Below are 26,015 nucleotides of genomic sequence, written 5' to 3'. Positions count from 1 at the left end.
ATAAGTGTACGGAATGAATACGCGGAAATAAACCCGGAGAAAGACGGACATGTTCCCCAAGAATGCGTGGTACGTCGCATGTATGCCCGATGAAGTGGCGGACAAGCCGCTGGGCCGGCAGATCTGCGGCGAGCCGATGGTTTTCTATCGCAATGCCGAAGGCGCCGTGGTGGCGCTCGAAGACTTCTGTCCGCATCGCGGCGCGCCGCTGTCGCTCGGTTTCGTGCGCGAGGGCACGCTGGTGTGTGGCTATCACGGCCTCGAAATGGGCTGTCAGGGTAAGGCGACCGGCATGCCGGGGCAACGCGTGAACGGCTTTCCGTCGATCCGCAGCTATCCGGTCATCGAGCGTTACGGCTTTGTCTGGGTGTGGCCCGGCGATGCGGCGCAGGCCGATGCGGCCAAACTGCATCATCTGGAGTGGGCGGAGAGCGCCGAATGGGCGTACGGCGGCGGCCTTTATCACATTGGCTGCGACTACCGGCTGATGATCGACAACCTGATGGATCTGACGCACGAGACCTATGTGCACGCGAACAGCATCGGACAAAAGGAAATCGACGAAGCCGCGCCGAAAACGGTTGCCGAAGGGGATGCCGTGCGCACCAGCCGTTTCATGGAAAACGTCGCGGCGCCGCCGTTCTGGCAGATGGCATTGCGCGGCAATGGTCTCGCCGACGACGTGCCCGTCGACCGTTGGCAGGTCTGCCACTTCACGCCGCCGAGTCATGTGCTGATCGAGGTCGGCGTCGCGCATGCCGGACATGGCGGCTATCACGCGCCGGCCGACAAAAAGGCGTCGTCGATCGTGGTGGATTTCATCACGCCGGAAACTGAAACGTCGATCTGGTATTTCTGGGGCATGGCGCGCAATTTCCGGCCCGACGATGCCGCGCTGACCGCAAGCATCCGTGAAGGGCAGGGGAAGATCTTCAGCGAAGATCTGCAGATGCTCGAACGTCAGCAGCAGAACCTGCTGCGCTGGCCCGAACGCAATCTGTTGAAACTCAATATCGATGCGGGCGGTGTGATGTCGCGTCGCGTGATCGATCGTCTTGTCGCGCAGGAACGCGGGCAGACGGGCGTGCCGCAGGCTGAAGCGACACGCGTCATTCCGGTGCGGACGGCAACATGAATGATCCCGTGCTGAATGTGGTGGTCGCGCGCCGCCGCGACGAAGCGCCCGGTATCGCGAGCTTCGAACTGGCGAGCGAAAACGGTCAGGCGTTGCCCGCTTTCGACGCCGGCTCGCACGTCGACGTGCATTTGCCCAATGGGCTCGTGCGTCAGTACTCGTTGTGCAACGACCCGCGCGATACGCATCGCTACCTGATCGCGGTGGTGCGTGACGAAGCGGGGCGCGGCGGATCGAAAGCGGTGCATGATCTGGTCCGCGAAGGCGATCGCCTGCGGATCAGCGCGCCGCGCAATCATTTCGCGCTCGCCGACGATGCAGCACATCATCTGCTGCTCGCGGGCGGGATCGGCGTCACGCCGATTCTTTGCATGGCGGAGCGGCTTGCCGCCACCGGCACTTCGTTCGACCTGCACTATTGCACGCGCTCGAAGGAACGCACGGCGTTCGTCGAGCGTCTCGCGCAGGCTGCTTTTGCGAAGTCCGTCCAGCTTCATCACGACGACCATCCGGGCGGCTCGACGTTCGATATCGAGCAGACGTTGAGCCATGCGCCGGCCGGCACGCATCTGTATGTGTGCGGCCCGCGCGGCTTCATGGACTTCGTGCTCGCGACCGCGCGCGCCAAGGGCTGGCCGGAACACAGGCTGCACTACGAGTTCTTCGGCGCGGCCGCGAATCAGGCGGCGACGGGCGGCAGCTTCCAGGTGCGCATCGCGAGTAGCGGCGCGACGATCGACATGCCGCCGCAATGCACGGTCGTGCAGGCGCTGGCCGCGCATGGCATCGAAGTCATCACGTCGTGCGAGCAGGGCGTGTGCGGCACCTGTCTGACGCGGGTGCTGAGCGGCGAGCCGGATCACCAGGATTCCTATCTGACCGACGAGGAACGCGCGGCGAACGATCAGTTCCTGCCGTGCTGCTCGCGCGCGAAATCGCCGCTGCTGGTGCTGGATCTGTGATCTTTTTGCGGACGACGGGCCTGTTGCCCGTCGTACCGCTTATTTATTGCGCTTTCCCCTCAGAATCCGACGAACCTACCGTGCGCACACTCAACGCCGGATCGTGCGCAATCGCTTCTTCGGAGAACGGAATAATCGTCCAGCGTTGGGCGGCGTAATCGCGTGTGCCGTCGGCATAGTGCGGCGACGCCGGATCGTCCGATTCGGATGGCGCGAGCAGCGTGCGTGCGATCACCCGATCGCCGGCGAACGACACGATCTGAAGATATGTGTCGCCCATTGGCTTGACGTTCATCGAATAGGCGCTCGCATCGAATGGATGGGCGGCACACGCCGCGGTGAAATAGCCGCCCGCGTCGCAACCCCCGAATAGCGGAATGCGTTCGTGGTCGCGTTGCACATAGAGTGCCGCACTGCGCGGCGCATCGATCGCGATGCCGGCGCGTTGCAGTGCCGCGAGCGCGTCATGCAGCGCGGCGGCGAGCTTCGCCGGATCGGCGGCGATGCCCGCGGGCGTGGTCAACGGCTTCGCGCGGTCGAACGGCACCGCGTAGAGTTGCGCGGGCGGAATCGTCAGCAGCCGCCGCCAGAGTTCGTCCCACAACGTTGCACCCACTGCGCCCGCCGCGGCCGTATCGTCCCATGCGGCGAGTACCTGGCACCCGGCGCGCTGTTGGTCGGCGTTCGGATCGGCCGGCAGGGCCGCCAGCGCGTCGCTACCGCACAGACGGTCGAGCACGGGCTGCTTGAATAGCAACGCCGACATCGAGCGGCTGTCGAGCGCGGCGCGGCCGAGCGCATTGGCGCTCACGCCCTGCGGATCGTTCTGCAATTGCGCGGCAATCGTATGGCCGAGCCGTGTGCGCAGCGACTGCGGCGTGCCGGTCGGACCGATGATCTTCGCGTAGCCGGTCATCGGTTCGGCCGGGTTGCTGAGCCAGTAACTGTCGTTGAAATTGCCGACATAGTCGCGCCGAAGCAGCGACGGCATCTGCGCGACCGGCAACGCGCGATGCTGTACCGCTCCCGGCTCGTCGCGCCAGTCGCAGTCGCTGCGCGAACCGTCGAGGACCGGCACGCCGGGCATGGCCTGCGCCAGTGCCTTGCCGACTGGCGGTGTGCAGCGCTGCGCGAGTTCGTCGGGCACGTCCGGAATCGCGCCGATATCCGCGTACCAGACGCGTGGATCGTCGCGGCCGATTGCGAGCGTGTTGACCCACGGCATACCCGCGTTCTTCTTCTGGATGCGGATGAAATCGTCGAGCGAAGTCGCCTGATTCCATTCGAGGAAGTTTTCCAACACGCGGAAGTTATCGTCGTTGATATCGCGCAGCGCGAACGCCTGCTGCGCACTCCACGCTAGCGCGGGCGACATCGCGCCGAGGTTGACGAGCGGCCCGAAGCGCGAGCGGTACAGCGTGCGTGACACCGTATGCAGCGAACCGTCGGGCGCGCGCACTTCGACGTTCACGCGCGTCGGCGTCATCGCTTCGCTGTTGCCGTCGACCTGATACCGGGTCGGCGCGTCAGGCACGAGCGTCAGCTTGAACAGGCCGAAGCGCTTCGCGGTGGACACGGTATGCGTCCATGCGACGTTGTCGTTGAAGCCGATCATGATCACTGGCACGCCGAGAAACGACACGCCGCTGACGTTCAGCTTGCCGGGAATAGTGAGTTGAGCCTGATAGAAGCGATCTGGGCCGGTCCAGAACCAGTGAGGATTGCCGAGCAGCAGCGCGCTGCCCGTGTGCGTCGCGTCCGCGCCGAACGCGAGTGCGTTGCTGCCGATGCCCGCATGGCCGCCGAATTCGGCGAGCGGTGGGTCGACGGGGGCGTCGTCGTGCAACGCGCTTTGCGGCGGCACCGGCATCGCCTGGGGCGGTTGCGCGGTCGCGATCGCGTTGATGAAGCGCGCCTCGCCACCGGCCAGATTCGCCGCGATCTGACGCCGGTACAAGTCCGCGTTGCTGATCTTGCCGAGCCACGGCGCCGCGCGGCAGGCCGCATGCGCGCCCGGGAAATCGCCGTGCGCGAGATCGGCGACGTAGCGGTTATAGCCGGCGACGAAGCCGTCGATCAACGCACGCATGTCGTCGGTCTGACTCTTGCGGAAGCGCGCGACGGTGGCATCGTCGACGATGAAACGGAAGAAGAAATCCGAATCGAGATTGTCGGGCTGGCCGAACGTCGCGCCGAACGTCGCGCCGAGCGTGGGCCGCGCGTCGGCGCCGAAGAAGCGCGAGCGCTCGCCGCGATAGGTGACGAAGCTTTCGGCCATCGTGCACAGATTGTCTTGCGCCTGCGCGTAGCCGTATCCGTAGCCGAGGCTGCCCCAGTTGTCGGCGTTGATGTGCGGAATGCCGAGCGCGGTGCGGCGGATGTCGGCTCGATACGGGCCGGTGTGCGCGACATTGTCCGCATCGGGGCTCGCGCAGCTTTGCAGAGCGGCGGCAACGGGCAGCGCGATCAGCAGGGCGGCGAGGCGGCGGAGCGGGGAGACGTTCGAACGCATGGCTTTTTTGGTTGGGCGGACGTTGAGCGATGACGAGCGTGCGAAGAAGATTGTGAATCATCGCCGTTTAGGCGTGCTCTGATTTCTTTCGAACCGTCAGTTAGCTATTAATATCGTGTGGCTAGAAGCAGTGGTGCTGCATTCCGGTCATAGGTCATTGACGAACGTTGAATCTAAAGCGAGAAGCTATACCGTGCCTAATGAAATTTTTGTCTGCAAGATCAAGATATCGCGGTCGGTTCCCGTCAGGCTGTTTATCGTCACCCTGACTGTGATTCTCGCGCTGGCGGCGCTCGGCTATCGAACCGCGGTCAAGCAAATGACAGAAGCCACTTTTCATGATCAGAGATCGGATGACGGGAAATACATCGCCCGGTATGCATACCCGCCCCGCGACCGCATTGCCTTGAGGCTCTACCGGACTGCTACGAAGGAGTTGCTTGCCGAGCGAGGCTATCGATATCCCGAGCGAATCAGGCTTTTATGGACCGACGACTATCTGATATATGACACATCGGCGGCGAGCGAGGATGGAGAAATCGAGCTACCGCCGTCATGGTGGGACCGTGTCAAGGCAAAACTACCCTGAAGAATGTTCACAGTCGACGAGCGCAAGAAGCCTTGTCGAAAGCGCTGGGCGCCGGCAATGGCACGACACGTTTTTCAGAACTGCGCGACCGGACGTGCGAGAGGGGCTAGCCGAGCGAAGCCCGCTGGGCGGCGGGCTTCGGGCGAATCGTTTGGTGCTGACGCAGCGACTATTTCCACCGGAGACGGCTAGTCGCCAACTTTTCGCTGACCGCGCTTCATGCTCCATCGGAAAACCAGCACGACTGCGGCGAACCCTAGCACGATAGCGGCTGACGACATGAAGAACGCCAAGTCGGATTCCTGATATGCCGTCGTGACCCCGTACATGCGAACCGCCCATTTCCATATCGGATTCGAAAAGTTCAACGGCGCTTCTGGATACATCATCCACCACAGCGCATTGACAACGATTGCGAACAGTAAGTTCAAGCCGACCGAGAGGCAGATGAGGAATTTTTTCATCTCATAATCACTTCACCGTACGCTTTAAGTTCCGATCCAGGCACGGATACTTTCGGCGTGTTGGTAAATATAGAACGTATATGATGCCAGTCTGCGAGTTGGTCGATAGTTATGCAGCCCTCGCTTTTCCCAATCGTCCCTTAGGATGCAATCGGAATCGGCCACGAATGATGCCGTCGCATAAGAGTTTGTCATCGTCAATATCGTCGTCGATAGCGCAGAGCGCGAACCATTCGCTCTTGTTATTGCCATTCAGATTAAGCCGATCTTTCCACCGGCCGAGAGCGCCTCCGGACCTTCTATCAAAAATGTAATACCTGCCCACGGGGATAGCACCATACGTCGGCGTGCACATTCCTGCCGTTTTATTGATATAACTCCCTTGTCCAGAGTATGCGGGAAACGATAGGGCGCCAATCCGAAATTCGCTCATTGGCTTGCCATTCAATTCGAACGAGCATTGAAACATCAGTCCTCCAGATCGACCGATAACAGTGAACTAATAGATAATCAAGTTGTGCCGAGCGCGCATTTTAAAGGCCATTTATTTTGAGAAGACCAATATCAAAATAAAATCTTGCGGCAGCAATCCACGCCTATGCAACGACTGGTTTACGCATTCCCATAACCGAGCGAATGCACCCTTCTGCTGACATGCCGCAGTCAGCGCGAACCTCCCCCCGCACCCGCGCCATACGCGGCCTGATTTTTGCTGACCTGCTTGGGCGTCGCTTCGTTCGCAGGGGACGACGCGTGTTGAAAGCTCATCACTATCAGCGGGGTCCTCAGTGGCAGCAGCGGCAGCATCCGGAACGTCAAGGCGGCGCGTCACGTGCGGCAGCGTCACGTGGTTACCAGCGCTGGCCATCGCTTCCGCGCAGGCCGCGCACGCGGACGCCGTGGCGCCGCTGAACTACTTCCTGCACGCGGCCGGCCCAGCGGCCCGTCCGACGCTGTACCTCGGCTGGGTATTCACCGCGATCGTGACGCTGGTCACGCTGATCGTCGCCGGCCTGTTGATCGGCGCCATGGTCCGCAAGCGTCCCGCGGCGCAACCGGATGCGCTGAGCGCCGAGCCCGGCGGCATACGCTGGGTGTTCATCGGCACCGCCGTGTCGTCGGTCGTGCTGCTGGCGATGCTGATCTATGCGCTGATCACGCTCGAATCGGTGGCGTCGCCCGCGTCGCATCCGCAATTGACGATCACCGTGACCGCTTACGACTGGTGGTGGCGAGCCGATTACAGCGGCGACCCGAATCCGGCCCGCAACTTCAGCACGGCGAACGAGATTCATATTCCGGTCGGTGAGCCGGTGAAGATCCAGCTCAAAAGCGCGGACGTCGTGCACGCTTTCTGGGTACCGCAACTCGCGGGCAAGACGCAGACGATTCCCGGGCAAACCAACGAGCAGTGGATTCAGGCGGACCGTCCAGGCATTTATCGCGGGCAATGCTCGCAGTTCTGCGGCGCGCAGCACGCGCATATGGCATTCGAAGTGATCGCGCAGGACGCCGCCGCGTTCAACGCCTGGCGCGACGCGCAGGGACGCGCGGCCAGCCCGCCCCCGACAGACGCAGCGGTCGCGGCCGGCCAGCATCTGTTCGAAGAGCGCTGCGCGGGTTGCCACACGATTCGCGGCACCAAGGCCACCGGTCTGCAGGCGCCAGATCTGACGCATCTCGGCTCACGTCGCATGATCGCGGCGGGCGCGCTGAGCAATACGCCCGACCATCTGCTCGACTGGATCGAGCACGCGCAGCAGATCAAACCCGATGCATTGATGCCCAGTATCGCGCTGACCACCAGCGAGGCCGCCGCGTTGTCGGCGTATCTCGCGACGCTGCATTGAAGCGCACAGCACTCGAGGAACCCGTTCAATGTCCGATCATCCCGCTTCCGCTTCGCTACCCGCGCTGACCCGCACGCCGCGGCGCGGCCGTGTCGAGCCCGGCAGCGAGCAGGAGAAGCGGCTGCGCGAAATCTGGGAGTCGCGGCCCGGCTGGCGCGGCTGGTTCTCGACGGTCGATCACAAGGCGATCGGCCTGCGCTACCTGGTGACCGCGTTCATCTTTCTGCTGATGGGCGGCGTCGAAGCGCTGATCATGCGCGTTCAACTGGCGCGCCCCAACGCAACCGTGCTGACGCCCGAACAGTACAACCAGCTGTTCACGATGCACGGACTGACGATGATCTTTCTGTACGCGCTGCCTGTTCTGTCCGGCTTCTCGAACTATCTATGGCCGCTCGTGCTAGGCGCCCGAGATATGGCTTTTCCGCGCCTGAACGCGCTGTCGTACTGGGTGTTCCTGTTCGCCGGCATCTTCCTGTATGCGGGTTTTCCGACGGGCCAGGCGCCGGACGCCGGCTGGTTCAACTACGTGCCGCTGTCCGGCCTCGAGTACAGCAGTGGCCCGAATATCGACGTGTACGCGCTCGGCATGGTGCTGCTCGGCATCTCGACGACGGTCGGCGCGATGAACTTCGTCGTCACGCTGCTGAGGATGCGCGCGCCGGGCATGTCGCTCGATCGTGTGCCGGTGCTCGTGTGGGGCACGCTGACCGCGTCCGGGGGCAATCTGCTGGCGGTGCCGTCGGTGAGCCTCGCGTTTCTGATGCTGTGGATGGACCGCCGCATCGGTACGCATTTCTTTGACGTGCTCAATAGCGGGCGCCCCCTGCTATGGCAGCACCTGTTCTGGATTTTCGCGCACCCGTGGGTCTATGTGGTCGTGTTGCCGGCCATGGGCATCGTGTCGGATGCGTTGCCGGTCTTTTGCCGCCGGCCGCTGGTCGGTTACGGGCCGGTCGCGTTGGCGACGGTCGCGACGATGGTGATCGGCTTTGCCGTGTGGATTCACCACATGTTCGCGACCGGTATCCCCGCGCTCGCGCTGTCGTTCTTCGGCTCGGCCAGCATGGTCATCGCGGTGCCGAGCGCGGTCGCGACGTTCGCCTGGATTGCGACGATCTGGACCGGCCGACCCGTGTATCGCGTGCCGTTCCTGTTTTTCGCGGGCTTCGTGCTGCTGTTCGTGATCGGCGGCGTCTCGGGCGTGATGACGGCCGCGGTGCCGTTCGACTGGCAACTCACCGACACGTACTTCGTCGTCGCGCATCTGCACTACGTGCTGCTTGGCATCAACGTGTTTCCGGTGATCGGCGGTATCTACTTCTGGTTCCCAAAATTCACCGGTCGGATGACCAACGAACGGCTCGGCAAGCTCGCGTTCTGGGTGCTCTTCATCGGCTTCAACATCGCGTTCTTCCCGATGCACATCGCGGGGCTGCTCGGCATGCCGCGCCGTATGTACACGTATCCCGCCGACATGGGCTGGAACACGGTGAATCTCGTCACGTCGCTCGGTTCGTTCCTGTTCGCCGCCGGCGTGCTGCTGTTTCTGATCGATATCGCGGTGAGCCTGAAACGCGGCAAGCTCGCCGGCAACAATCCGTGGGATGCGCCGACGCTCGAATGGTCGATCAGCTCGCCACCGCCGCCGTATAACTTCGCGGTGGTGCCGACGCTCGCGAGCCGGCATCCGTTGTGGGAGGGCCGAATCGACAAGCCGGGCGTCGCGGATCAGACGCGCTCGCAACTCGACGAAGGCTATTTGCTCGCGCAAGGTCGCGAAGCGCTGGGTACGACCGCTCTCGAGGCGAGTCCCGACGTGATCCTGAAGATGCCGGAAGACTCGTACGCGCCGTTCTGGCTCGCGGTCTTCGCCGCGCTGCTGTTCGTGGGGCTCGCGTTGACCGCCTGGGCTTTCGTGGGTGCGATGCTGGCCGGCTGCGCAGTGTCGATCATCGTGTGGCTGTGGCCCGAGCGCGCGCTGCTCCAGCGCGAGCCGGTCGCGGTCGAGGATGCGGGAGGCTGACATGAGCGATGCGCTGGATCTGAATCGCTCGTCGAGAGAACCGGACGAGACCGCGCGTGCGTTGCCGGTTGGCAGCGCGGGCGAGCGATCGAGCGGCTGGTGGGGCTGCTTCACGCTGATCACGACCGAAGGCGCGCTGTTCGGTTATCTGATCTTCTCGTATCTGTATCTGGCGTCGCAGAGCCAGCAGCATTGGCCGTCCGAGGGGTTGCCGAAGCTCGGGCTCGGCGGTGCGAACACGGTCATTCTGCTATCGAGCAGCGTGTTCGTCTGGTTCTGCGAGCGCTGCGTGCGTCGGCGGCGGTTGCGGCTGGGTGTCGCGTCGATGGCGGTTGGCATCGTGCTGGGGTGCATCTTCATGGTCATCCAGTTGCGCGAATGGCGCAACCATCCGTATGGCCTGACCTCGCATCTGTATGGCTCGTTGTACTTCACGATTACCGGCTTTCATATGGCGCACGTGCTGGTCGGGATCGTCGTGCTGACGCTGTTGCTGATCTGGACCGCGCTCGGCTATTTCGACGACAAGCGCTGCGCGGCGCTGTCGATCGGCGGGCTGTATTGGCACTTCGTCGACGTCGTGTGGCTGTTCATTTTCAGCACGCTTTATCTGACGCCCTATCTGTTCCGGGAGTGGTCATGATGACGGTGCCCAGGGACTCCCGCATCTCGATGCCTTACGTGCTGATCGGCTTGCTCGCGGCGCCGTTCGCGTGGCTGTTGCAGACGTTGGTCGCGGAGACGCTCGCCGCGCAGGCCTGCTATCCGTACAACCATCCGCTCGGCGCGCCGCTCGTGCCGTGGATGCGTGCTGCGATGGTCGCGCTCGGCACGCTGTGTCTGGTCGCGGGCGTATTCGGCACGTGGGTCGCGTGGCGCAATCTTCGCCGTGTCGCGCCGCTGAAGCTGGGTACGCTGAACGGCGAGCGCCGCACGCGTGCCGAACTCGACTGGTTCCTGACGCACGTCGCAGTGATGTGCAGCGCGCTGTTTCTGTTCGCATTGATCGCGACGGATGTCGCGGTCGCGATCGTGTCGCCGTGCAGGTGGTGGTGATGAAGCACAACGTTTTCAACCCGGCCAGCTTCGTCATCGCGGCCGCATGCGCGCTGACGATAGCGGCGACGGCAAACGCCGCCGCCGCGGGCGACGCCACCGCGAACGCCGCGAGCGCATCCACGGACGCCGCGCAGGTGGCGCGCGGCGCGTACCTCGCCAAAGCCGCCGATTGCGCGGGTTGCCACACAGCCGCGCCTCGCGTCTCGCATCCGGGCGCGGCGCCGGTCGCTACGCCGCCGTTTGCCGGCGGCCTCGGCATGGGTTCACCGTTTGGCACGATCTATACGTCGAACATCACGCCGGACCCGCAATACGGCATCGGCCGCTACAGCTATGACGATTTCGCGCGCGCGTTGCGCGAAGGCATCGCGCCCGGTGGCAAGCGGCTTTATCCGGCGATGCCGTACCCGTCGTTCGCGAAGATCACCGACGACGACATGCACGCACTCTACGCGTACTTCATGCACGGCGTGCAACCGGTCGCGGCGCCCGCCCCACAAACGCGCTTGCCGTTTCCATTCAACCAGCGCTGGGTATTGATGTTCTGGGACTGGGCATTCGCGCCGAAAAGCCAGTTCAAGGCCGATGCGAAACGCGATGCGCAATGGAATCGCGGCGCGTATCTGGTGCAATCGCTCGGCCATTGCGGCGCCTGCCACACGCCGCGCGGACCGGCGTACGAAGAGCGCGGCTACGACGAGTCGGCATCGGCCTATCTGACGGGAGGCACCAACGATTACTGGTTCGCGCCGAACCTGAGCGCCGATCCGGGCTCGGGGCTCGGCCGCAGTTCCGCGACCGACATCGTCGAGTTCCTTCGAAACGGCCACGGCGGCGGACTCATCCCGTTCGGCAGCATGGTGCAGGTCGTCGAAGACAGCACGCAGTACCTGAACGACGACGATCTCACGGCGATCGCCGCGTATCTGAAGAGCCTGCCGCCGCATGCGCCAAGCGGCTTTTTCAATGCGCGCTCCAGCGCCGCGCTGCAAACGGTGCAGGCGCTGAAAACCGGGGATGTGGAAAGACCCGGCGCGGGCATTTACGCGTCATATTGCGCGCGCTGTCATCAGATGGACGGGGCGGGGGTGCCGCAAAAGTATCCGCGCCTCGCGGGCAACCCCGCGGTGCTGTCGGCGTCGAGCGTGTCACTGGTGCGCCTGCTGGTCGAAGGCGGGGGCAGTCCGCATACCGGGTCGGGACCGGAGCCGCGCAAGATGCCGTCTTTCGCCGGCAAGCTGACGGATACAGAAATGGCGCGCGTGCTCACGTTTGTTCGAAATACATGGGGAAATACGGCCGGACCGGTGACGCGAAACGACGTGTCGAGCGTGCGCGGCGCATTGCACAAGTGAAGGCCCACGCGCTCGTTATGCGGTGTTGTCGTTGCCGTCGCATTGCCCGTTGGCCTCGCTGAACAGCGTCTTCAGCTTCGCGTTGACCGCGATCAGCTCCTGCACCGGCGCCGCCGCGAGCTGCTGATCGAAGAGCGTGAGAACCTGACCGAGTAGCGCGTATGCGTCGTGATCGACGACGCAGACGCCGGTTTCGAGTCCCGCCTGCCGGCAGCGCAGAATCGCGCCCTCCGCGTCGCGAAACAGCTCGGGTACGGCCGGGCCATAGCCGCGCTGATTCAGCAGCATCGCCATGTAAATGGCCTGCGCCATGCTGCCGACGTGATATTGATTAGCGACGCCGCTGCGCAATGCCTCGAGCGTCATGTGATAGTCGAGCGAGATCTCGCCCGCTTTGGCAGGTACGATCGGCCGCAGCATCGCCTTCGGGCGCGGGCGCGGCGACTTCGCGTTTGCATCGCGAGTGGGGCTCGCTTTTCTGGCCATAAGCTTACTGACGCGTCCGGCTTGCGCCGGACCGCGACATCATCACGGAACCCGACAACGGCGATAACGGAAAACGGTTGCGCCGCGTACCGCGCGGCGCCGTTCCCGTTAGCCCATATGCAGACCGCCGTTCAGCGAAAAGTCCGCTCCGGTCGCAAAGCCCGCCTGATCCGATGCGATCCACGCGACGATCGACGCGATTTCATCCGGCGTGCCGAGGCGCCGCACCGGAATGGTCGCGACGATTTTTTCCAGCACCTCCGGACGAATGGCCTTGATCATGTCGGTGCCGATGTAGCCCGGCGACACGGTGTTGACCGTCACGTTCTTGGTGGCGACTTCCTGCGCGAGTGCCATCGTGAAGCCGTGAATGCCGGCCTTGGCCGTGGAGTAGTTGGTTTGCCCGAACTGGCCTTTCTGGCCGTTGACCGACGAGATATTGATGATGCGGCCAAAGCCTCGTTCGACCATGCCCTCGACGACCTGCTTGGTCACGTTGAACAGGCTCGTGAGATTGGTGTCGATCACCGTTTGCCAGTCTTCGTACGTCATCTTGCGGAACATGCCGTCGCGCGTGATGCCCGCGTTGTTGACGAGCACGTCGACTTCACCCACTTCATTCTTGACCTTCTCGAACGCTTTCGTGGTGGATTCCCAATCCGCGACGTTCCCTTCCGAAGCGACGAAGTCATAGCCCAGCGCTTTCTGTTCTTCCAGCCATCGGGCTTTGCGCGCCGAGTTCGGGCCGCAGCCCGCGATGACGGTGTAGTTCTCTTTGTGCAAGCGCTGGCAGATGGCGGTTCCGATACCACCCATCCCGCCGGTTACGTATGCAATACGATTTGCCATGAGTCCTCCTTGTTGTCTCGGGTGAGTTGGAGCAGGTTCGATTGGAGGATGAAGCTATTATTGGCAGCCGCCAACGGGCCGCACGATGGGCATTTTCACCTACGGGTTAACTGCCAAATCAGGTGCGGAAGGGTTGCTTGACGGCGCAATGATTTACGTCGATTGCCGGATCAGCGCTTTGCGAACTCCGGGTAGCCCGATCCCGCCGGCCGGCCTCCTGTCCTTGCCTGCGCGCCATCTTCCTCTTACCCTTAGCGTTAGCCTTAAGTACGTGCCCCGGACACAGTGCAACAGACTGCCTGCACGATCGTCGATTCGGGGCGCAAAGCCGTCCATCGTTCCTGTGTCTATTCGTGTGACCATCAGAGGCACATCAGGATGTCTGATTACCTTGCTGACATCGATCCCGGCAAATTGAACTTCGTTGGGATCTTCGGGCTGTTGATCGGCGGCCTCGCGCTATTTCTTCTCGGTCTGGAGTTCCTGACCGGCGGCCTGAAGGCGATCGCGGGATCGAGACTGCAGTCGCTGATCGGCGTGCTGACCGCGAACCGGTTTCGCGGCGTGGTGGCGGGCGCCGTCGTGACCGCGCTGCTGAACTCGTCGACCATCACGACGGTGCTGATGGTCGGCTTCGTGTCCGCCGGCCTGATGACGCTCGCCCAGGCGGTGCCGATGATCATGGGCGCGAACATCGGCTCGACCATCACCGCGCAGATCATCGCCTTCGACGTTTCACGCCTGACGCCATTCATGCTGGCGATCGGCTTCGTGCTGCACGCGTTTGGTCCGCGCGAACTGCTGCGGGAGATCGGCCGCGTCGTGATGGGGCTAGGGCTGCTGTTCATGGGCATCCAGCTGATGGGAGAGGCTACGCATCCGCTGCGCACCTACCAGCCGTTCATCGACGCAATGCAGGACATGCGCAATCCGCTCGTCGGCGTCATCGTGGGGGCGGTCTTCACCGCGATCGTGCAAAGCTCGGCGGCGACGCTCGCGATCGTCATTGCGTTGAGCGGCCAGGGCCTGATGCCGCTCGAAGCCGCCATCACGCTGATTCTCGGCGCGAATGTCGGCACCTGCGGCACGGCATTGCTCGCCTCGATCGGCAAGCCACCGGAGGCGGTGCAGGTCGGCGTCGTGCATCTGGTGTTCAATGTGCTCGGCGTCGTGATCGCGCTCTTCCTGATTCCGCAGATGGCCGAGTTCGTGCGCTGGGTCTCGCCGTCGCATCCGGAACTGCAAGGCCTCGCGCGCCTGTCGGCCGAGGCGCCGCGCCAGGTCGCCAATGTGCATACGCTTTTCAGCGTGGCGAACACGCTGCTGCTGATCTGGTTTACCGGTCCGATCGCGCGGTTCGCGCAACGGGTCGTGCCGAAGCGCACGAAGGCGGCCAAACCTGCTGGCGATCCGCAGTATCTCGACGAGTCGTCGTTGACCGTGCCGGCGCTTGGACTGCAGCGCGTGCGTATCGAGCTGACCCGGCTCGGCGCGCAGGTGCTCGAGGTCGTGCAACGCGGCTCACAGATGGTGTCCACGGGCACGATGGAAGAGATCAATCAGATGCTCGACCAGGACAGGGAAAGCGACCGGCTCGCCTTCGAGATTCTTCAATATATCGGCCGCCTGTCGCAGGGGCAGCACTCTGAGGACGAAGGTCAGCAGATAGTCGGTTATACGCAGGTCACGAGCCATCTCGAGAGCATCAGCGGCATTGTCGGCACGACGTTGATGAACGTCGGGCAGCAGCGAATGACGCAGCAGATCGACCTGCTGCGCCTGCGCGATGCGACGACTACGCAGTTTTCCGAGGCCGTGATCCGCAATCTGGAGCAGGCGATCCGCACGATCGAGGCGCCCGATCCGGAGGAAGTCGCGAAGGTGATCGACGCGAAAGCCGGCATCGACAAGCTCGCCGCGACCGCGCGTCAGGTCGTGCTCGCGAAGCTTCAGCTGGCGGACAAGGCGGACGTGGTCACGTTCCGGCTCGCGATGGATCTGATCGAGCAGGGTCGGCAGATCGCGCAGTTTGCGCGGGCCATTGCGAAAAATGTGGCGGCGCTTCAGTAGCTTCCATCGCGCGCGAGCGAGGACCAACGATGACATATTCGCGCGGAAGTGATCGCCAGCACACGGACGTTCACGTTGCGAGAACGCTAAGATCTCAGCGTGTCATCCTCGTGACAGGCTTTCACGGAGAGTGGGATTGCCCGCCTTTGCTGTGCGGGCTTTTTTTCGCTTCGCGCGTGTTGTGGTATCAGTAGTGAATTAACACACATCGCGTCCGGAATTTGATAGCCTGTGTCGCAGCAGAGCACTGAACTCAAGGAGGGCTTCACCATGATCAGGTGGCTTGCTAACTGGGCTTCACAACATGCTCCTACTCCCGAGAAACAGGCCGAACGCGCGCTGAACAACTTGCGCATGGAACTGTTTCAGGCCGAACAGCTGGTGCTCGACGCACAGCTGCGTGCCGATTACTACCGGGCTCGGCTGACCTTTCTCGAAGAAGTCACGAGAAAGGGCATCGAACAGGTATCGGACGAACGCAAGGCTCCTCAAGAGCCTCCCCAGCCGTTGCGGCCGGGACTCAAGCTCACCGCGGCGCAATAGCCGCGTGTATTCCATCGGAATGTGTTCAGCCGCGTGGAGAAGTTTCCCGGTTGCCCGGTTTCGTGCTTCGACCGGGCAACCTGGTCTGAGTGTTTGACTTTTACTGCGCGACTTCCACTGCGCTTCGCTTACAGCCAAACGCCTGCTTCGTCCTGCTCAACTTGCCAGATCGGGCGGCAGCTTGCCGCCGTTTGCCGCGAGCGCCTGCATCACCTGCTTATGCAGCCAGATGTTCATGCTCGCGGAGTCGTTCATGTCCCCGCTGTACTTCAATTCCTGCGCAAGTTGCTTGCGGTGTTCGAGACTGCTGTCGACGCCGAGTGCCTTCATCGTGTCGACAATCGACGTACGCCAGTTCAACGTCTGTCCGCTTTCGCTGACGAGTTGGTCCATCACGGCGGCCACGTCGACGTCGGTCAGCGGCGCGGGCGCCGCGGGAGCACTGGGCGTAGCGGCTTGCGCGGCGGCCGGGTCGGGGGTGGCTTCTGTCGCGGGGGGAGGTTGGTCCGGCTTCGCTTTGCCGAACAGCTTGTGCACGATGTCACCAAAAATACTCATTTCCGAAATCTCCGCGGTTGAATGACGAATGCGAGTGGGGGCGCTCGCAGGACATGCCCCCACTATGCTACGCGATCTACCACGGTGAAAAACGTAATATTTTGTCAATCCGTCGACTGCTCGTGTTGGTCCGCGCGCAATGATCCTGACACGACTCAGCCCGCGTCACCTCAACACATGACGCCGTGCGCGGCGCTATCCGAGGCCCAGCTCAGCCTTCACATCGGCGGCACCACGCCGTCCTTTTCGACCACGACGCGTTGCGCAACATAAGTCCCCTGCGACGCGGGCGTAGCGACTATGAACACCTTCTTGCCCGGCGTAAGGTCGCTGCGCTCCGCGGGCGTGAACGTGACGATGGGCACGTTGGGCGGCACCGTCACCACATTGCTGCCGCCCTTGTACGACAGCTTCAGATCCCGGCCGCTCGTGCTCTGCACGACGGTGTCGACATTCGCGTTCGTCATCGAGCTTTTCGGGCCCAAGTCCCACGCGTAATGTCCTTCACCCGTGCCGCGCGCGGACTCTGGGAACACGACCACTTCCGTTGCTGTCAGCTTGCCGTCGGTGCCCGTGGTTGCAGCCGTGCCGATAAATGTGCCCGGCTTGATATCCGATAGCTGCATCGTCTTCACAGCCGAAACGCTCGCTGCCGGCTTCGTATCGATCGACACAGTATCGCCGCTGCGTCGATGGACTTTGAGCGTGTCACCGTCGTGCGACACGATTTCGCCCCGGATGCGCGCGGGGTTCGTGGCTGGCGCCTGCGCGAAAGCAGCGCTCACGAGCGTTGCGGTCAACAAGGCTGCGCCTGATTTGATGAGGAATGACATAGGAACTCCTAACGGGATGGTTGATGGAAGGAGAAAAACCTCATTGCGTCACGAGCCGCTGAACCAGTTGTAGCCCTGGTTCTCCCAATAGCCGCCCGGATACTGGTTCGTGATCTCGATAGCGACGACATGCTTGGGATTCTTGAAGCCGAGCTTGGTCGGCACGCGCAGCCTTATCGGGAAGCCATATTTCGGCGGCAGCACGTCGCCGTCGTAAGTCAGCGTGAGCAGCGTCTGCGGGTGGAGCGCCGTCGGCATGTCGATGCTCGTCCAGTAGTTGTAATCCGCGCAATGAAGCGACACGTACTTTGCACTCGTGTCCGCACCCGCGCGGCGCAGGAATTCGGAAAAGCGCACGCCGCCCCAGCGACCGATCGCGCTCCATCCTTCGACACAGATAAGACGCGTGATCTGGCTTTCCTGCGGCAGCGCGCGCAGTTCGTCGAGCGCCCACGTACGCTTGCCGTGCGCGAGGCCGCTGACCTGCAGACGGTAGGTCGCGGCATCGATCTCGGGCACCTCGTCGACGCCATAGAACGCATTGAACGGAAACGGCCGTGTGATCATCGATGCCGGATACGTGGGCGCCAGCTTGTTCGGATCGAACAGCAGTGCCTGCACGTCGTCGTTGAAGAACGAGATGCGGCGCAGCGCGGTGTTCACCGCCTTGTCGTCGGTCAGATCGCAACCGGACAGCAGCGCGATGCCGCCTAACGTCAGCAGCCGCCGGCCGAACAGCCGGCGCGCAGGCGATTTGAGTTCGCGCTGAGCATCGCGAATGATCGATTCGCCATGCGTCGCGAGGAAGGTGCCTTGTTGCGCGGTTCGTTTTCGGATCGTCATGATTTACCGTCCGCGTAGCATCAGCAGCAGTGAGCGCGGCACGAGCGCAACCATCGCAACGTGAATGACGAAAAACGCCACCAGTACGCTCATACACATGAAGTGCACCACGCGCGCGTTGTCATATCCGCCCATCAGCGTGCGCAGCAGCGGGAACTGCACCGACTTCCAAATGGCGAGCCCCGACAACACGATCAGCAGGATGTCCGCGATCACGACGAGATAGGCGAACTTTTGCACCGAGTTGTAGTGCGCGAGGTCGTCGTGTTTCAGGCGCCCGCGCAGCGCAGCGAGCAGATCGGCGGCCAGCTGTTTCGGCCGGACAGGCAGCAGCTTGCGTCGAAAGCGTCCGGTCGCCAGATTCAGCGCCAGATAGACGATGAAATTGGCGACCAGCAGCCACATCACCGCGAAATGCCATTGCAGCGCTCCGGCGAGCCAGCCGCCAAGCGTGATCGAAGGTGGAAACTCAATTGCGGGAAAGATCGGCGACGCGTCGTAAATCTGCCAGCCGCTCATTACCATCAGCACGACCGCGACAGCATTGATCCAGTGCGTAATTCGCACCCATCCGGGTTGAATCATGTTGTGCCTCAAGACCGCTCCATGCTTGTTGACGATCATTCCGGTGCCGCGGGAGCCGTCAACGCGGATGCCGTCGGCGTCGGTACGGATTCACATCGCACAGGAACGCCGTCCCGCCGTGGGAAACGCAGCATGCGACATTCCTGACCACGGGGCAGACGCTGGCTCGAAGGTTGCAGCGCGGAGGGTTCGGTGGTTTCACCGGGCGATGGGGCGCGTTATGCCGCCGCAAAATAAAAATGACCTGAGTGGCGGCTTCGCCCTTCAGGCCATTCACGAATACTTGTTGAATCAGAAGTGCGTATGCAAGCCGACGCGTGCGATTGCCTGCGTCTGGCCGCTCGACGCGCCCTTCGCGCTGTTCATGCCGTTGATCTGCGCCAGGCCACCCGAGCTTGCGCGCTGATACAGGCCCATCACATAGACGCTCGTGCGCGTCGACAGCGAGTAGTCGACGATCGCCGCGACCTGGTGAGCGCGATTATTGTCGACGACCGAATTGCCCTTCATGTACATATACGACGCGCCCGTGGTGAGTGCCGGTGTGAACCGGTACTGCGCACCGACCGAGCCTTCATAGACCGAGCAGCCATTCGCCGAGTTGTGCACGGTCGTGAACAGCGCGTTGGTGAACCACGCACCGAACCGGTAGTGCACGCCGAGACCCCTGTTACGCACGCTGACCTGCGGCGAGCCCGCGGTGTAGTACTTCACATTCGTATAGGCGGCGTTGGCGCCGAAAGAATTCGCCGCATAGTTGAGCGCGAAGCTGGTCGCATTGCCCGCGCCGATGGAGCCCGATACGTTGCCGAAGCCATACATCGCGCCCGCGCTGAACCCGCCGAACACTGGCGACTGATATTTGACGGAGTCATTGAGACTGACGCCGGTCATGCGGTCCCAGTCGAAGGCGCCGGTCGGATTCTGCGGCAGAGCGAGTTTCTGGAACGGACCCGCGCGGAATGCGTAGAAGTGGCCGGAAACGTTGGCGGGATCGTTACCGCTGGCGAACAGCGAGTCCGTCATGAAGTCGTACTGGTTACCGAGCGTGAACTGGCCGAGGCGATCGTTGACGAGCCCCATGTACGAAAGACGCCTGAACAAGCTCGAATTAGGCATGAATTGCCCGTTGTTCAACTGCTACTGGTTCACGAGCTCGAAGATGGCCTTGGTGCCACCGCCGAGATCTTCCGAACCTCTGATGCCCCACAGGTTCGGGCCGTTGACGCCGTCATCCATCTTGATGTTGCTTTTGCCCCCTGGTTGCTCACATACGTCACCCCGGTATCCATGAGGCCGAAGAGGGTGACGCTGCTTTGCGCATGCGCTGCCGTCGACATCGAGGTACTCGCGAGAACGGCGAGCGCGATCTGCGTCTTCTTCATCGAAATGATCTCCGTTTATATTTAGCTTTGCCAAACGAAGCCGTATAGCTGTGCCGTCTTGGCGGATCACGAAGATCTCGGTTGGTCTTCGTGGTGCAAAACAAGTCGAGCACCGGTGAACGGGGCTCAATATAGTCGGCGCGATGTTCATGAGGAAGTGGCGCGGCCGGTCCGAAAAGCGCAACTGATTGAACAGCAGGCTGTTTGACATCGCGGGGTTTATGCGAACTCGAACGGCGGCGCGCTGATCACATCATTTCCTGGTATGCGTCGTAGTTCATTGAAAGATAAAAGTTTTATGTTCGCGTCGGATCAATAGGGATCGAAGAAGTACTCGAAAATCTCAGCGCGACTCATCGCGGCCCAATGCATTTCAATTTGTTTCTTTTCGCATCTAAAAAAGTTATGGCGTGCAGTCGCACAAGATGTCGATGGTGCCGAGCGTAATCTGGATGGACGAGCCGGCGTATCGGAGAGCCGCCGAAGAAGCCAAGGTGCCGACTTCCGTGATGGCGTATCAGACCGATTCGTCGAGCAACGTGACGGCGTCGCGTCCGGTCTATCCGTACCCGGCGGTCGCCAGGTACACCGGTTATGCGAGTTCGTTCCCGAGTCATCTGTTGTGTTTATCAGAGTGTGCACAAAGTCGCACTCGGCGAGCCCGCTGCCAAGGGCCTGCGGTCTGACCTGAGCGCTTGTCCGACGGGGCTTTGCGCGAATCGGCCCCGCTTCGCCGGCGCTATGCGGAACGGTGAAAATGCGGATACTCGCTTCGATCACATGGTTAACCCGCGCTTTGGCCCGCGAAAGACGAAACGTACCTTCACGTCAGTTACTTGAGTATGGCGTGTAAGGACCCATCGCCACGATGGTTACGGGATCGACGTAGTTTGCGAAGCAACCCGCTTCGGGCGCGCGATGAGACCAATGAAGGAGACAGGAGAGTTTCGATGACGAGTACTACCAGCGGTAACCGGATTGATATCAAGGCGTTCATCGACGAACGGCCTATTTCGCGCTACCAGTGGCTATTGGTAGCGCTGTGCTTTCTGATCGTAACCGCCGACGGAATGGACGTCGCGATCATGGGTTTCGTCGCGCCGTCCATCATTCATGAATGGGCGATTTCGCGCCCTGAATTCGGGCTCGTGATGAGCGCGGCGCCGATCGGTCTCGTGATCGGCGCATTGTTCGCGGGTCCGGCGTCGGACCGCATCGGCCGCAAGTGGGTGTTGATTACGTCGGTGTTTGTGTTCGGCGTGTTCACGATCGCAACCGCGTTCACGCAATCGCCGTTTTCGATGGCGGCGCTGCGTCTGTTGAGCGGTATCGGCCTGGGTGCCGCAATGCCGAACTCGACGACGCTGCTGTCCGAGTACGCGCCGCAACGCAAGCGCGCGTTGCTGATCACCGTGATGTTTACGGGCTTCAATCTCGGCTCGGCATTGATCGGCTTCGCAGCCGGCTGGCTGATTCCGGTTCATGGCTGGCGCTCGGTGCTGATATTCGGCGGCGCGCTGCCGCTCGTGCTGATCCCGTTCCAGATCTGGCTGCTGCCTGAGTCGGCCCGTCTGCTCGCGGTGCGCGGTGCGCCTGCGCAGCGCATCGGCAAGGTGCTCGGCCGGGTGTGCGGCGTGCACTTCACCGGCAATGAAGTGTTCGTGTCGAGCGAACCGCCGCTGCCGACTTGCAAGCCTATCGGCGTGCTGTTCTTGCAAGGTTATGGCTCGATGACGATCGCGCTATGGGTCACATATTTCATGGGCCTGCTCGTGATCTATCTGCTGACCGGCTGGCTGCCGACGCTGATGAAGGACGCGGGTCTGTCCGTCACGACCGCGGCCAACGTCACGGCGATGTTCCAGATCGGCGGTACGATCGGCGCGATCCTCGTCGGCTGGATCATGGACAAGACGCGTCCGGCGCCGGTCATCAGCGCCGCGTATATCGGCGGGGCACTGTGCGTGCTCGGGCTCGGCTACATCGGTGCGCTGTCTTCGTCGCTCGCCCTGCTCGTGTTTGCCGCGGGCTTCTGCATGAGCGGCGCGCAAACCGGCCTGAACGCATTTGCGCCCGGCCGTTACCCGACCGTTGCGCGCGCGACCGGTGTGAGCTGGATGCTCGGCATGGGCCGCTTCGGCAGCATCTTCGGCTCGGCGATCGGCGGCGCGCTGCTCGGCCTCGGCTGGCAGTTCGGCGCGATCCTGGCGATGCTCGCGATTCCCGCCACGCTGGCCGCCACCGCCATCCTGGCGAGCCAGCGTGTGGGCGGCGGCGAAGCGGTGGCCCAGCCGAATACTGCGCATTGACGCAGGCAGGAACGCGGCGCGCGAGCGTTCGGCGCGCGCCGCTGGTCAAATTCATCTACTGAGGAATCACGGTGATCATCGACATTCACGGCCATTACACCACCGCGCCCAAAGCGTTGGAGACGTGGCGTAACCGCCAGATCGCAGGCATCAGGAATCCGTCCGGGATGCCGAAGGTGTCGGAATTGCAGATCAGCGACGACGATCTGCGCGAGTCGATCGAAAGCAACCAGCTGAAACTGATGCGCGAGCGCGGTCTCGATCTGACGATCTTCAGTCCGCGCGCGAGCTTTATGGCGCACCACATCGGCGACTTCGAAATCTCGAACACGTGGGCCGCGATCTGCAACGAACTGTGCTATCGCGTGAGCCAGCTGTTTCCCGAGAACTTCGTGCCGGCCGCGATGCTGCCGCAAAGCCCGGGTGTCGATGCGGCCACCTGTATTCCCGAACTCGTCAAATGCGTCGAACAGTACGGCAACGTCGCGATCAATCTGAATCCCGATCCTTCGGGGGGCCACTGGACCAGCCCGCCGCTGTCTGAGCGCTACTGGTATCCGATCTACGAGAAGATGGTCGAGTACGACATTCCCGCGATGATTCACGTGAGCACGAGTTGCAATGCCTGCTTTCACACCACGGGTTCGCACTACCTGAATGCGGATACCACCGCGTTCATGCAATGCCTGAGCTCGGACCTGTTCCGCGATTTCCCGACGCTGCGTTTCGTGATTCCGCACGGCGGCGGCGCGGTGCCGTATCACTGGGGTCGTTTCCGGGGCCTCGCGCAGGAACTGAAAAAGCCGTTGCTGAAGGATCACCTGCTGAACAATGTGTTTTTCGACACCTGTGTCTATCATCAGCCGGGTATCGATCTGCTCAGCCGCGTGATTCCCGTGGACAACATCCTGTTCGCGAGCGAGATGATCGGCGCGGTGCGCGGCATCGATCCGGAAACCGGTCACTATTTCGACGACACCAAGCGTTATATCGAAGCGGCGCACGTCGACGTAGAAGAGCGTCACAAGATCTACGAAGGGAACGCGCGGCGGGTCTATCCGCGTCTCGATGCCTTGTTGAAAACGAAGGGGCTGTAATCATGTATGAAATCGGAGTCGTCTATCGCAACGTCCAGCGCGCGGATGCGGACGTTGCCGCGAAACTCGGCGCGCTCGGTTCGGCCACCGTGCATGAAGCCATGGGCCGCACGGGCCTGCTCAAACCGTATATGCGTCCGATCTATACCGGCGCGCGCGCGAGCGGCACGGCCGTCACGGTGCTGCTGCAACCGGGCGACAACTGGATGCTGCACGTCGCGGCCGAACAGATCCGGCCGGGCGACGTCGTGGTCGCGGGCGTCACCGCGGAGAGCACTGACGGCTACTTCGGCGATCTGCTCGCAACCAGCTTCAAGGCGCGCGGCGCGCATGCGTTGATCATCGACGCCGGCGTGCGCGACGTCAGCGTGCTAACCGAAATGAACTTCCCGGTCTGGAGCAAGGCCATTTCCGCGAAAGGCACGGTCAAGGCGACGCTCGGCTCGGTGAACATTCCGGTCGTGTGCGCGGGCGCACTCGTTGCGCCGGGCGACGTCGTCGTCGCCGATGACGATGGCGTGGCCGTGGTGCCGGCGGCCGCCGCGCAGGCGGTGCTCGACAAGGCCGCGGCGCGCGAGGCCAACGAAGCCGCTAAACGCGCGAAACTCGCCTCCGGCGTGCTCGGTCTCGACATGTACGACATGCGCGGGCCGCTCGAACAGGCCGGACTGCATTACAAGGACTGACAGCCGTGGTACCAGTAATCAACGATCAAGCCACGCGCGCGCCGATCACCGGTATTTCGTCGATGGCCACGCGCCGCGTGCTGGCCGAACTCGCCGCGTCATACGCGCGGCGCACGGGGCAGGGCGTCGCGATCGAATCGGTTGGCGGCGTCGACGCGGCGCGCCGTGTCGAGGATGACGAAGTATTCGATGTCGTCGTGCTCGCCGCGGGCGCGATCGAGCGGCTCGTGGCGGCAGGCCGCGTCGATGCGACGAGCCGCGTCGGGCTGGCGCGCTCGGGCATCGCGGTCGCGGTCGCGGCCGGAGAAACGCGCCCAGACATCGCGACCGAAGCGGCGCTGCGAGACGCGATTCTCGGTGCGCGCAGCATCGGTTACTCGACGGGGCCGAGTGGCACGTATCTGCAGAAGCTGTTCGAACGCTGGGGCATTGCCGGGCAAATTGCGTCGCGCCTCGTGAAGGCGCCGTCCGGGGTGCCGGTCGGCACGCTCGTCGCGCGTGGAGAAGTCGCGCTTGGCTTTCAGCAGATGAGCGAATTGATTCACGTACCGGGCGTCGACGTGCTCGGTGAGCTTCCGGCCGCCGTCCAGTCCACGACGACCTTCACCGCCGCGATCTGCACGGCGGCGCGCCAGCGCGAAGCGGCGCAGGCGCTGCTGGCGTTTCTGGCATCACGCGAGGCCGACGGCGCGAAGCTGAAAAACGGCATGTCGCCGGCTTGATCGCCGGCCGCGCTCGCCGCGGTGGACCGATCTACGCATGAAAGCGCGTTCAGGCCAACAGCTTGCCCCACTCGTAATCGATACTGTCCGGCGTGAAGGGCAGCACGCCCGCGCCGGGCGTAAACGTCAGTTCGCCGAAATAAACGAGATTGTCCGGCGCATACAGGTCGACGCGTACGTAGTCGAAGTCTTCGCACAGACGGGCCGCGACATCGAGCACGACCTGCAGATGCGGCGGGCGCGGAGCGGGCGCCGCGCTGCGCTTGTAGTCGCCGATTGCGATGTCGAGATGATTCCAGTCGATGTCGTACACGTCGCCGTGCGTCGCGTTACCGAATCGATCCGAGATCACGAGGATATAGATGATCGGCCGCCCGGGCCGCCCGCCGAAGCAGTGCAGCTTGAAATCGGCCGGAATCTGGCCGCGCTGATCGAGCAGCAGTTGCTCGAAGAAAATGCGTGGCTTGATCTTCCGATAGTGCCGCTCGCGCCCGACGTAATAGAATTCGGCGCGCAGCCATTGGTCGGCGAGCTTCTTCAGCTTCTCGAACGAGGTCTCCGATTTGCTTCTCACTAGTTCGACGTAGCTGCTGCCGTGATTGGCTTTCATCACGAAAGCATCGGGGAGCGCGTCGAACACTTCGGGCGTGAACGCATCGGGCGCCGCGATTAGCGGTATCAAATGCTGGTCGCCGATCTTCCGGGCAACATATTCGCGCACCAGCAGCTTGTCGGTCAGCGCGATATACCGCGGATCCGGGTGAAGATTGCGCTGCAGGATCTTCTCGTTGAACGTCACTGGACGAATCAGGTTCGGATAGCGGCCAATGCATTTGTGATGTAACAGGCTTAGGAAAAGGGCGTCCGGCAACAGCGTTTTCGCCGCTTCCTTGACCTTTCTCACGGTCGACGGCGATTCCCCGTGCGAGGCATGCGCACCGGCGTGCAGCCCCGGCCGCTCGCCGGGCGCGGACAAGGCGTCGTCGCCGGTCGGTAGGGAGGCCATGTTTTCCGGCGCGACGGCCCCGTCGTCCGCGGCTAGCCGGGCCGATTTGATGATTGTCATGTTCTAATCCCTTTGCGGTCGAGTCGACGAA

The 26,015-nt window shown here is 62.6% G+C and carries 24 protein-coding genes and 1 pseudogene; 14 read left to right on the top strand and 11 right to left on the bottom strand.

Features of this window, described 5'->3' with window-relative positions; all coding sequences use genetic code 11:
- Positions 1–49: 49 nt before the first annotated feature.
- Together F6X42_RS05720 and F6X42_RS05715 are read left to right on the top strand one after the other, a co-directional pair.
- Positions 50–1,135 carry a Rieske 2Fe-2S domain-containing protein gene (locus F6X42_RS05720; protein ID WP_187633272.1) on the top strand — a complete coding sequence of 362 codons (1,086 nt, stop codon included), beginning with the start codon at positions 50–52 and terminating at the stop codon, positions 1,133–1,135.
- The gene (locus F6X42_RS05715; RefSeq protein ID WP_187633271.1) at positions 1,132–2,097 is read left to right on the top strand and encodes a PDR/VanB family oxidoreductase; all 966 of its coding nucleotides are present in this window, start codon (positions 1,132–1,134) and stop codon (positions 2,095–2,097) included. The genes F6X42_RS05720 and F6X42_RS05715 overlap by 4 nt, the downstream gene beginning before the upstream one ends.
- A gap of 43 nt (positions 2,098–2,140) precedes the next feature.
- Here F6X42_RS05715 and F6X42_RS05710 read toward each other — a convergent pair whose 3' ends face one another.
- The gene (locus F6X42_RS05710) at positions 2,141–4,609 is read right to left on the bottom strand and encodes a penicillin acylase family protein (RefSeq protein ID WP_187633270.1); all 2,469 of its coding nucleotides are present in this window, start codon (positions 4,607–4,609) and stop codon (positions 2,141–2,143) included.
- 193 nt (positions 4,610–4,802) lie between these two features.
- Here F6X42_RS05710 and F6X42_RS05705 point away from each other — a divergent pair, with 193 nt between their 5' ends.
- Positions 4,803–5,198, top strand: coding sequence for a hypothetical protein (locus tag F6X42_RS05705; RefSeq protein ID WP_187633269.1), 396 nt, complete (start codon positions 4,803–4,805; stop codon positions 5,196–5,198).
- 188 nt (positions 5,199–5,386) lie between these two features.
- Here the strand turns inward: F6X42_RS05705 and F6X42_RS05700 are convergent, their stop codons facing one another.
- Together F6X42_RS05700 and F6X42_RS43840 are read right to left on the bottom strand one after the other, a co-directional pair.
- Positions 5,387–5,662, bottom strand: coding sequence for a hypothetical protein (locus F6X42_RS05700; RefSeq protein WP_187633268.1), 276 nt, complete (start codon positions 5,660–5,662; stop codon positions 5,387–5,389).
- Positions 5,663–5,771: 109 nt separating this feature from the next.
- Positions 5,772–6,017, bottom strand: coding sequence for a tlde1 domain-containing protein (locus F6X42_RS43840; RefSeq protein ID WP_246529991.1), 246 nt, complete (start codon positions 6,015–6,017; stop codon positions 5,772–5,774).
- A gap of 505 nt (positions 6,018–6,522) precedes the next feature.
- Here F6X42_RS43840 and coxB point away from each other — a divergent pair.
- From coxB to F6X42_RS05670, 5 genes are read left to right on the top strand one after another with little or no spacing between them, the layout of a single operon-like run.
- Positions 6,523–7,512, top strand: coding sequence for a cytochrome c oxidase subunit II (gene coxB / locus F6X42_RS05690; RefSeq protein ID WP_187633494.1), 990 nt, complete (start codon positions 6,523–6,525; stop codon positions 7,510–7,512).
- 28 nt (positions 7,513–7,540) lie between these two features.
- Positions 7,541–9,538, top strand: a complete 1,998-nt coding sequence (gene ctaD, locus F6X42_RS05685; protein ID WP_187633267.1) for a cytochrome c oxidase subunit I — start codon at positions 7,541–7,543, stop codon at positions 9,536–9,538.
- Position 9,539: 1 nt separating this feature from the next.
- A complete protein-coding gene (locus F6X42_RS05680) occupies positions 9,540–10,181 on the top strand; it encodes a cytochrome c oxidase subunit 3 (RefSeq protein WP_187633266.1) in 642 nt (213 codons plus the stop codon).
- Positions 10,178–10,594: a hypothetical protein gene (locus F6X42_RS05675; protein ID WP_187633265.1), complete on the top strand. Its 417-nt coding sequence runs from the start codon at positions 10,178–10,180 to the stop codon at positions 10,592–10,594. The genes F6X42_RS05680 and F6X42_RS05675 overlap by 4 nt, the downstream gene beginning before the upstream one ends.
- Positions 10,594–11,952 carry a c-type cytochrome gene (locus tag F6X42_RS05670; protein WP_187633264.1) on the top strand — a complete coding sequence of 453 codons (1,359 nt, stop codon included), beginning with the start codon at positions 10,594–10,596 and terminating at the stop codon, positions 11,950–11,952. The genes F6X42_RS05675 and F6X42_RS05670 overlap by 1 nt, the downstream gene beginning before the upstream one ends.
- A gap of 15 nt (positions 11,953–11,967) precedes the next feature.
- Here the strand turns inward: F6X42_RS05670 and F6X42_RS05665 are convergent, their stop codons facing one another.
- Positions 11,968–12,438: a Fis family transcriptional regulator gene (locus F6X42_RS05665; RefSeq protein WP_246529978.1), complete on the bottom strand. Its 471-nt coding sequence runs from the start codon at positions 12,436–12,438 to the stop codon at positions 11,968–11,970.
- A 108-nt stretch (positions 12,439–12,546) separates the two neighbouring features.
- Entirely contained in the window at positions 12,547–13,287 is a 741-nt protein-coding gene (locus F6X42_RS05660) for a 3-ketoacyl-ACP reductase (protein ID WP_187633263.1), read from the bottom strand.
- A gap of 378 nt (positions 13,288–13,665) precedes the next feature.
- Between F6X42_RS05660 and F6X42_RS05655 the strand changes: the two genes are divergently transcribed.
- Positions 13,666–15,357 carry a Na/Pi cotransporter family protein gene (locus F6X42_RS05655; protein WP_187633262.1) on the top strand — a complete coding sequence of 564 codons (1,692 nt, stop codon included), beginning with the start codon at positions 13,666–13,668 and terminating at the stop codon, positions 15,355–15,357.
- A 270-nt stretch (positions 15,358–15,627) separates the two neighbouring features.
- Positions 15,628–15,900 carry a hypothetical protein gene (locus F6X42_RS05650; protein ID WP_187633261.1) on the top strand — a complete coding sequence of 91 codons (273 nt, stop codon included), beginning with the start codon at positions 15,628–15,630 and terminating at the stop codon, positions 15,898–15,900.
- A gap of 156 nt (positions 15,901–16,056) precedes the next feature.
- On the opposite strand, the gene F6X42_RS05645 is transcribed toward F6X42_RS05650, so the two are convergent.
- The 5 genes and pseudogenes from F6X42_RS05645 to F6X42_RS05625 all read right to left on the bottom strand — a co-directional run bounded on the left by F6X42_RS05645 (position 16,057) and on the right by F6X42_RS05625 (position 20,104).
- On the bottom strand, positions 16,057–16,458 hold the full coding sequence (locus tag F6X42_RS05645) for a DUF3597 domain-containing protein (RefSeq protein WP_187633260.1): 402 nt from the start codon (positions 16,456–16,458) through the stop codon (positions 16,057–16,059).
- A gap of 218 nt (positions 16,459–16,676) precedes the next feature.
- Positions 16,677–17,291: a hypothetical protein gene (locus tag F6X42_RS05640; protein ID WP_187633259.1), complete on the bottom strand. Its 615-nt coding sequence runs from the start codon at positions 17,289–17,291 to the stop codon at positions 16,677–16,679.
- Between the two features lie 48 nt (positions 17,292–17,339).
- On the bottom strand, positions 17,340–18,134 hold the full coding sequence (locus tag F6X42_RS05635; protein ID WP_187633258.1) for a molybdopterin-dependent oxidoreductase: 795 nt from the start codon (positions 18,132–18,134) through the stop codon (positions 17,340–17,342).
- 3 nt (positions 18,135–18,137) lie between these two features.
- Positions 18,138–18,719 (bottom strand): cytochrome b/b6 domain-containing protein, encoded by a 582-nt coding sequence (locus tag F6X42_RS05630; RefSeq protein ID WP_187633257.1) that lies wholly within the window; start codon positions 18,717–18,719, stop codon positions 18,138–18,140.
- Positions 18,720–19,010: 291 nt separating this feature from the next.
- Positions 19,011–20,104 (bottom strand): annotated as a pseudogene (locus F6X42_RS05625) (porin).
- A 950-nt stretch (positions 20,105–21,054) separates the two neighbouring features.
- Between F6X42_RS05625 and F6X42_RS05620 the strand changes: the two are divergent.
- From F6X42_RS05620 to F6X42_RS05605, 4 genes are all read left to right on the top strand, one after another.
- Positions 21,055–22,413, top strand: a complete 1,359-nt coding sequence (locus F6X42_RS05620; protein ID WP_187633256.1) for an MFS transporter — start codon at positions 21,055–21,057, stop codon at positions 22,411–22,413.
- A 71-nt stretch (positions 22,414–22,484) separates the two neighbouring features.
- On the top strand, positions 22,485–23,510 hold the full coding sequence (locus tag F6X42_RS05615; protein WP_187633255.1) for an amidohydrolase family protein: 1,026 nt from the start codon (positions 22,485–22,487) through the stop codon (positions 23,508–23,510).
- Positions 23,511–23,512: 2 nt separating this feature from the next.
- Positions 23,513–24,196 carry a 4-carboxy-4-hydroxy-2-oxoadipate aldolase/oxaloacetate decarboxylase gene (ligK, locus tag F6X42_RS05610; protein WP_187633254.1) on the top strand — a complete coding sequence of 228 codons (684 nt, stop codon included), beginning with the start codon at positions 23,513–23,515 and terminating at the stop codon, positions 24,194–24,196.
- Between the two features lie 5 nt (positions 24,197–24,201).
- Positions 24,202–24,918: a substrate-binding domain-containing protein gene (locus F6X42_RS05605; protein ID WP_312892492.1), complete on the top strand. Its 717-nt coding sequence runs from the start codon at positions 24,202–24,204 to the stop codon at positions 24,916–24,918.
- Positions 24,919–24,967: 49 nt separating this feature from the next.
- On the opposite strand, the gene F6X42_RS05600 is transcribed toward F6X42_RS05605, so the two are convergent.
- The gene (locus F6X42_RS05600) at positions 24,968–25,984 is read right to left on the bottom strand and encodes an ATP-grasp fold amidoligase family protein (RefSeq protein ID WP_187633253.1); all 1,017 of its coding nucleotides are present in this window, start codon (positions 25,982–25,984) and stop codon (positions 24,968–24,970) included.
- Positions 25,985–26,015 lie beyond the last annotated feature (31 nt).

It is taken from the genome of Paraburkholderia podalyriae (assembly GCF_014397785.1).
In the GTDB taxonomy this organism is placed as follows: Bacteria; Pseudomonadota; Gammaproteobacteria; order Burkholderiales; family Burkholderiaceae; genus Paraburkholderia; species Paraburkholderia podalyriae.
This window is presented reverse-complemented; position numbering and strand designations above follow the sequence as displayed.

Excerpts from the sequence above, each read along its gene's own strand:
- F6X42_RS05720 (WP_187633272.1), top strand. The coding sequence starts at position 50 with ATGTTCCCCAAGAATGCGTGGTACGTCGCATGTATGCCCGATGAAGTG.
- F6X42_RS05715 (WP_187633271.1), top strand. The coding sequence starts at position 1,132 with ATGAATGATCCCGTGCTGAATGTGGTGGTCGCGCGCCGCCGCGACGAA.
- F6X42_RS05710 (WP_187633270.1), bottom strand. The coding sequence starts at position 4,609 with ATGCGTTCGAACGTCTCCCCGCTCCGCCGCCTCGCCGCCCTGCTGATC.
- F6X42_RS05700 (WP_187633268.1), bottom strand. The coding sequence starts at position 5,662 with ATGAAAAAATTCCTCATCTGCCTCTCGGTCGGCTTGAACTTACTGTTC.
- F6X42_RS43840 (WP_246529991.1), bottom strand. The coding sequence starts at position 6,017 with ATGTGCACGCCGACGTATGGTGCTATCCCCGTGGGCAGGTATTACATT.
- ctaD (WP_187633267.1), top strand. The coding sequence starts at position 7,541 with ATGTCCGATCATCCCGCTTCCGCTTCGCTACCCGCGCTGACCCGCACG.
- F6X42_RS05680 (WP_187633266.1), top strand. The coding sequence starts at position 9,540 with ATGAGCGATGCGCTGGATCTGAATCGCTCGTCGAGAGAACCGGACGAG.
- F6X42_RS05675 (WP_187633265.1), top strand. The coding sequence starts at position 10,178 with ATGATGACGGTGCCCAGGGACTCCCGCATCTCGATGCCTTACGTGCTG.
- F6X42_RS05670 (WP_187633264.1), top strand. The coding sequence starts at position 10,594 with ATGAAGCACAACGTTTTCAACCCGGCCAGCTTCGTCATCGCGGCCGCA.
- F6X42_RS05665 (WP_246529978.1), bottom strand. The coding sequence starts at position 12,438 with ATGGCCAGAAAAGCGAGCCCCACTCGCGATGCAAACGCGAAGTCGCCG.
- F6X42_RS05660 (WP_187633263.1), bottom strand. The coding sequence starts at position 13,287 with ATGGCAAATCGTATTGCATACGTAACCGGCGGGATGGGTGGTATCGGA.
- F6X42_RS05655 (WP_187633262.1), top strand. The coding sequence starts at position 13,666 with ATGTCTGATTACCTTGCTGACATCGATCCCGGCAAATTGAACTTCGTT.
- F6X42_RS05650 (WP_187633261.1), top strand. The coding sequence starts at position 15,628 with ATGATCAGGTGGCTTGCTAACTGGGCTTCACAACATGCTCCTACTCCC.
- F6X42_RS05645 (WP_187633260.1), bottom strand. The coding sequence starts at position 16,458 with ATGAGTATTTTTGGTGACATCGTGCACAAGCTGTTCGGCAAAGCGAAG.
- F6X42_RS05640 (WP_187633259.1), bottom strand. The coding sequence starts at position 17,291 with ATGTCATTCCTCATCAAATCAGGCGCAGCCTTGTTGACCGCAACGCTC.
- F6X42_RS05635 (WP_187633258.1), bottom strand. The coding sequence starts at position 18,134 with ATGACGATCCGAAAACGAACCGCGCAACAAGGCACCTTCCTCGCGACG.
- F6X42_RS05630 (WP_187633257.1), bottom strand. The coding sequence starts at position 18,719 with ATGATTCAACCCGGATGGGTGCGAATTACGCACTGGATCAATGCTGTC.
- F6X42_RS05620 (WP_187633256.1), top strand. The coding sequence starts at position 21,055 with ATGACGAGTACTACCAGCGGTAACCGGATTGATATCAAGGCGTTCATC.
- ligK (WP_187633254.1), top strand. The coding sequence starts at position 23,513 with ATGTATGAAATCGGAGTCGTCTATCGCAACGTCCAGCGCGCGGATGCG.
- F6X42_RS05600 (WP_187633253.1), bottom strand. The coding sequence starts at position 25,984 with ATGACAATCATCAAATCGGCCCGGCTAGCCGCGGACGACGGGGCCGTC.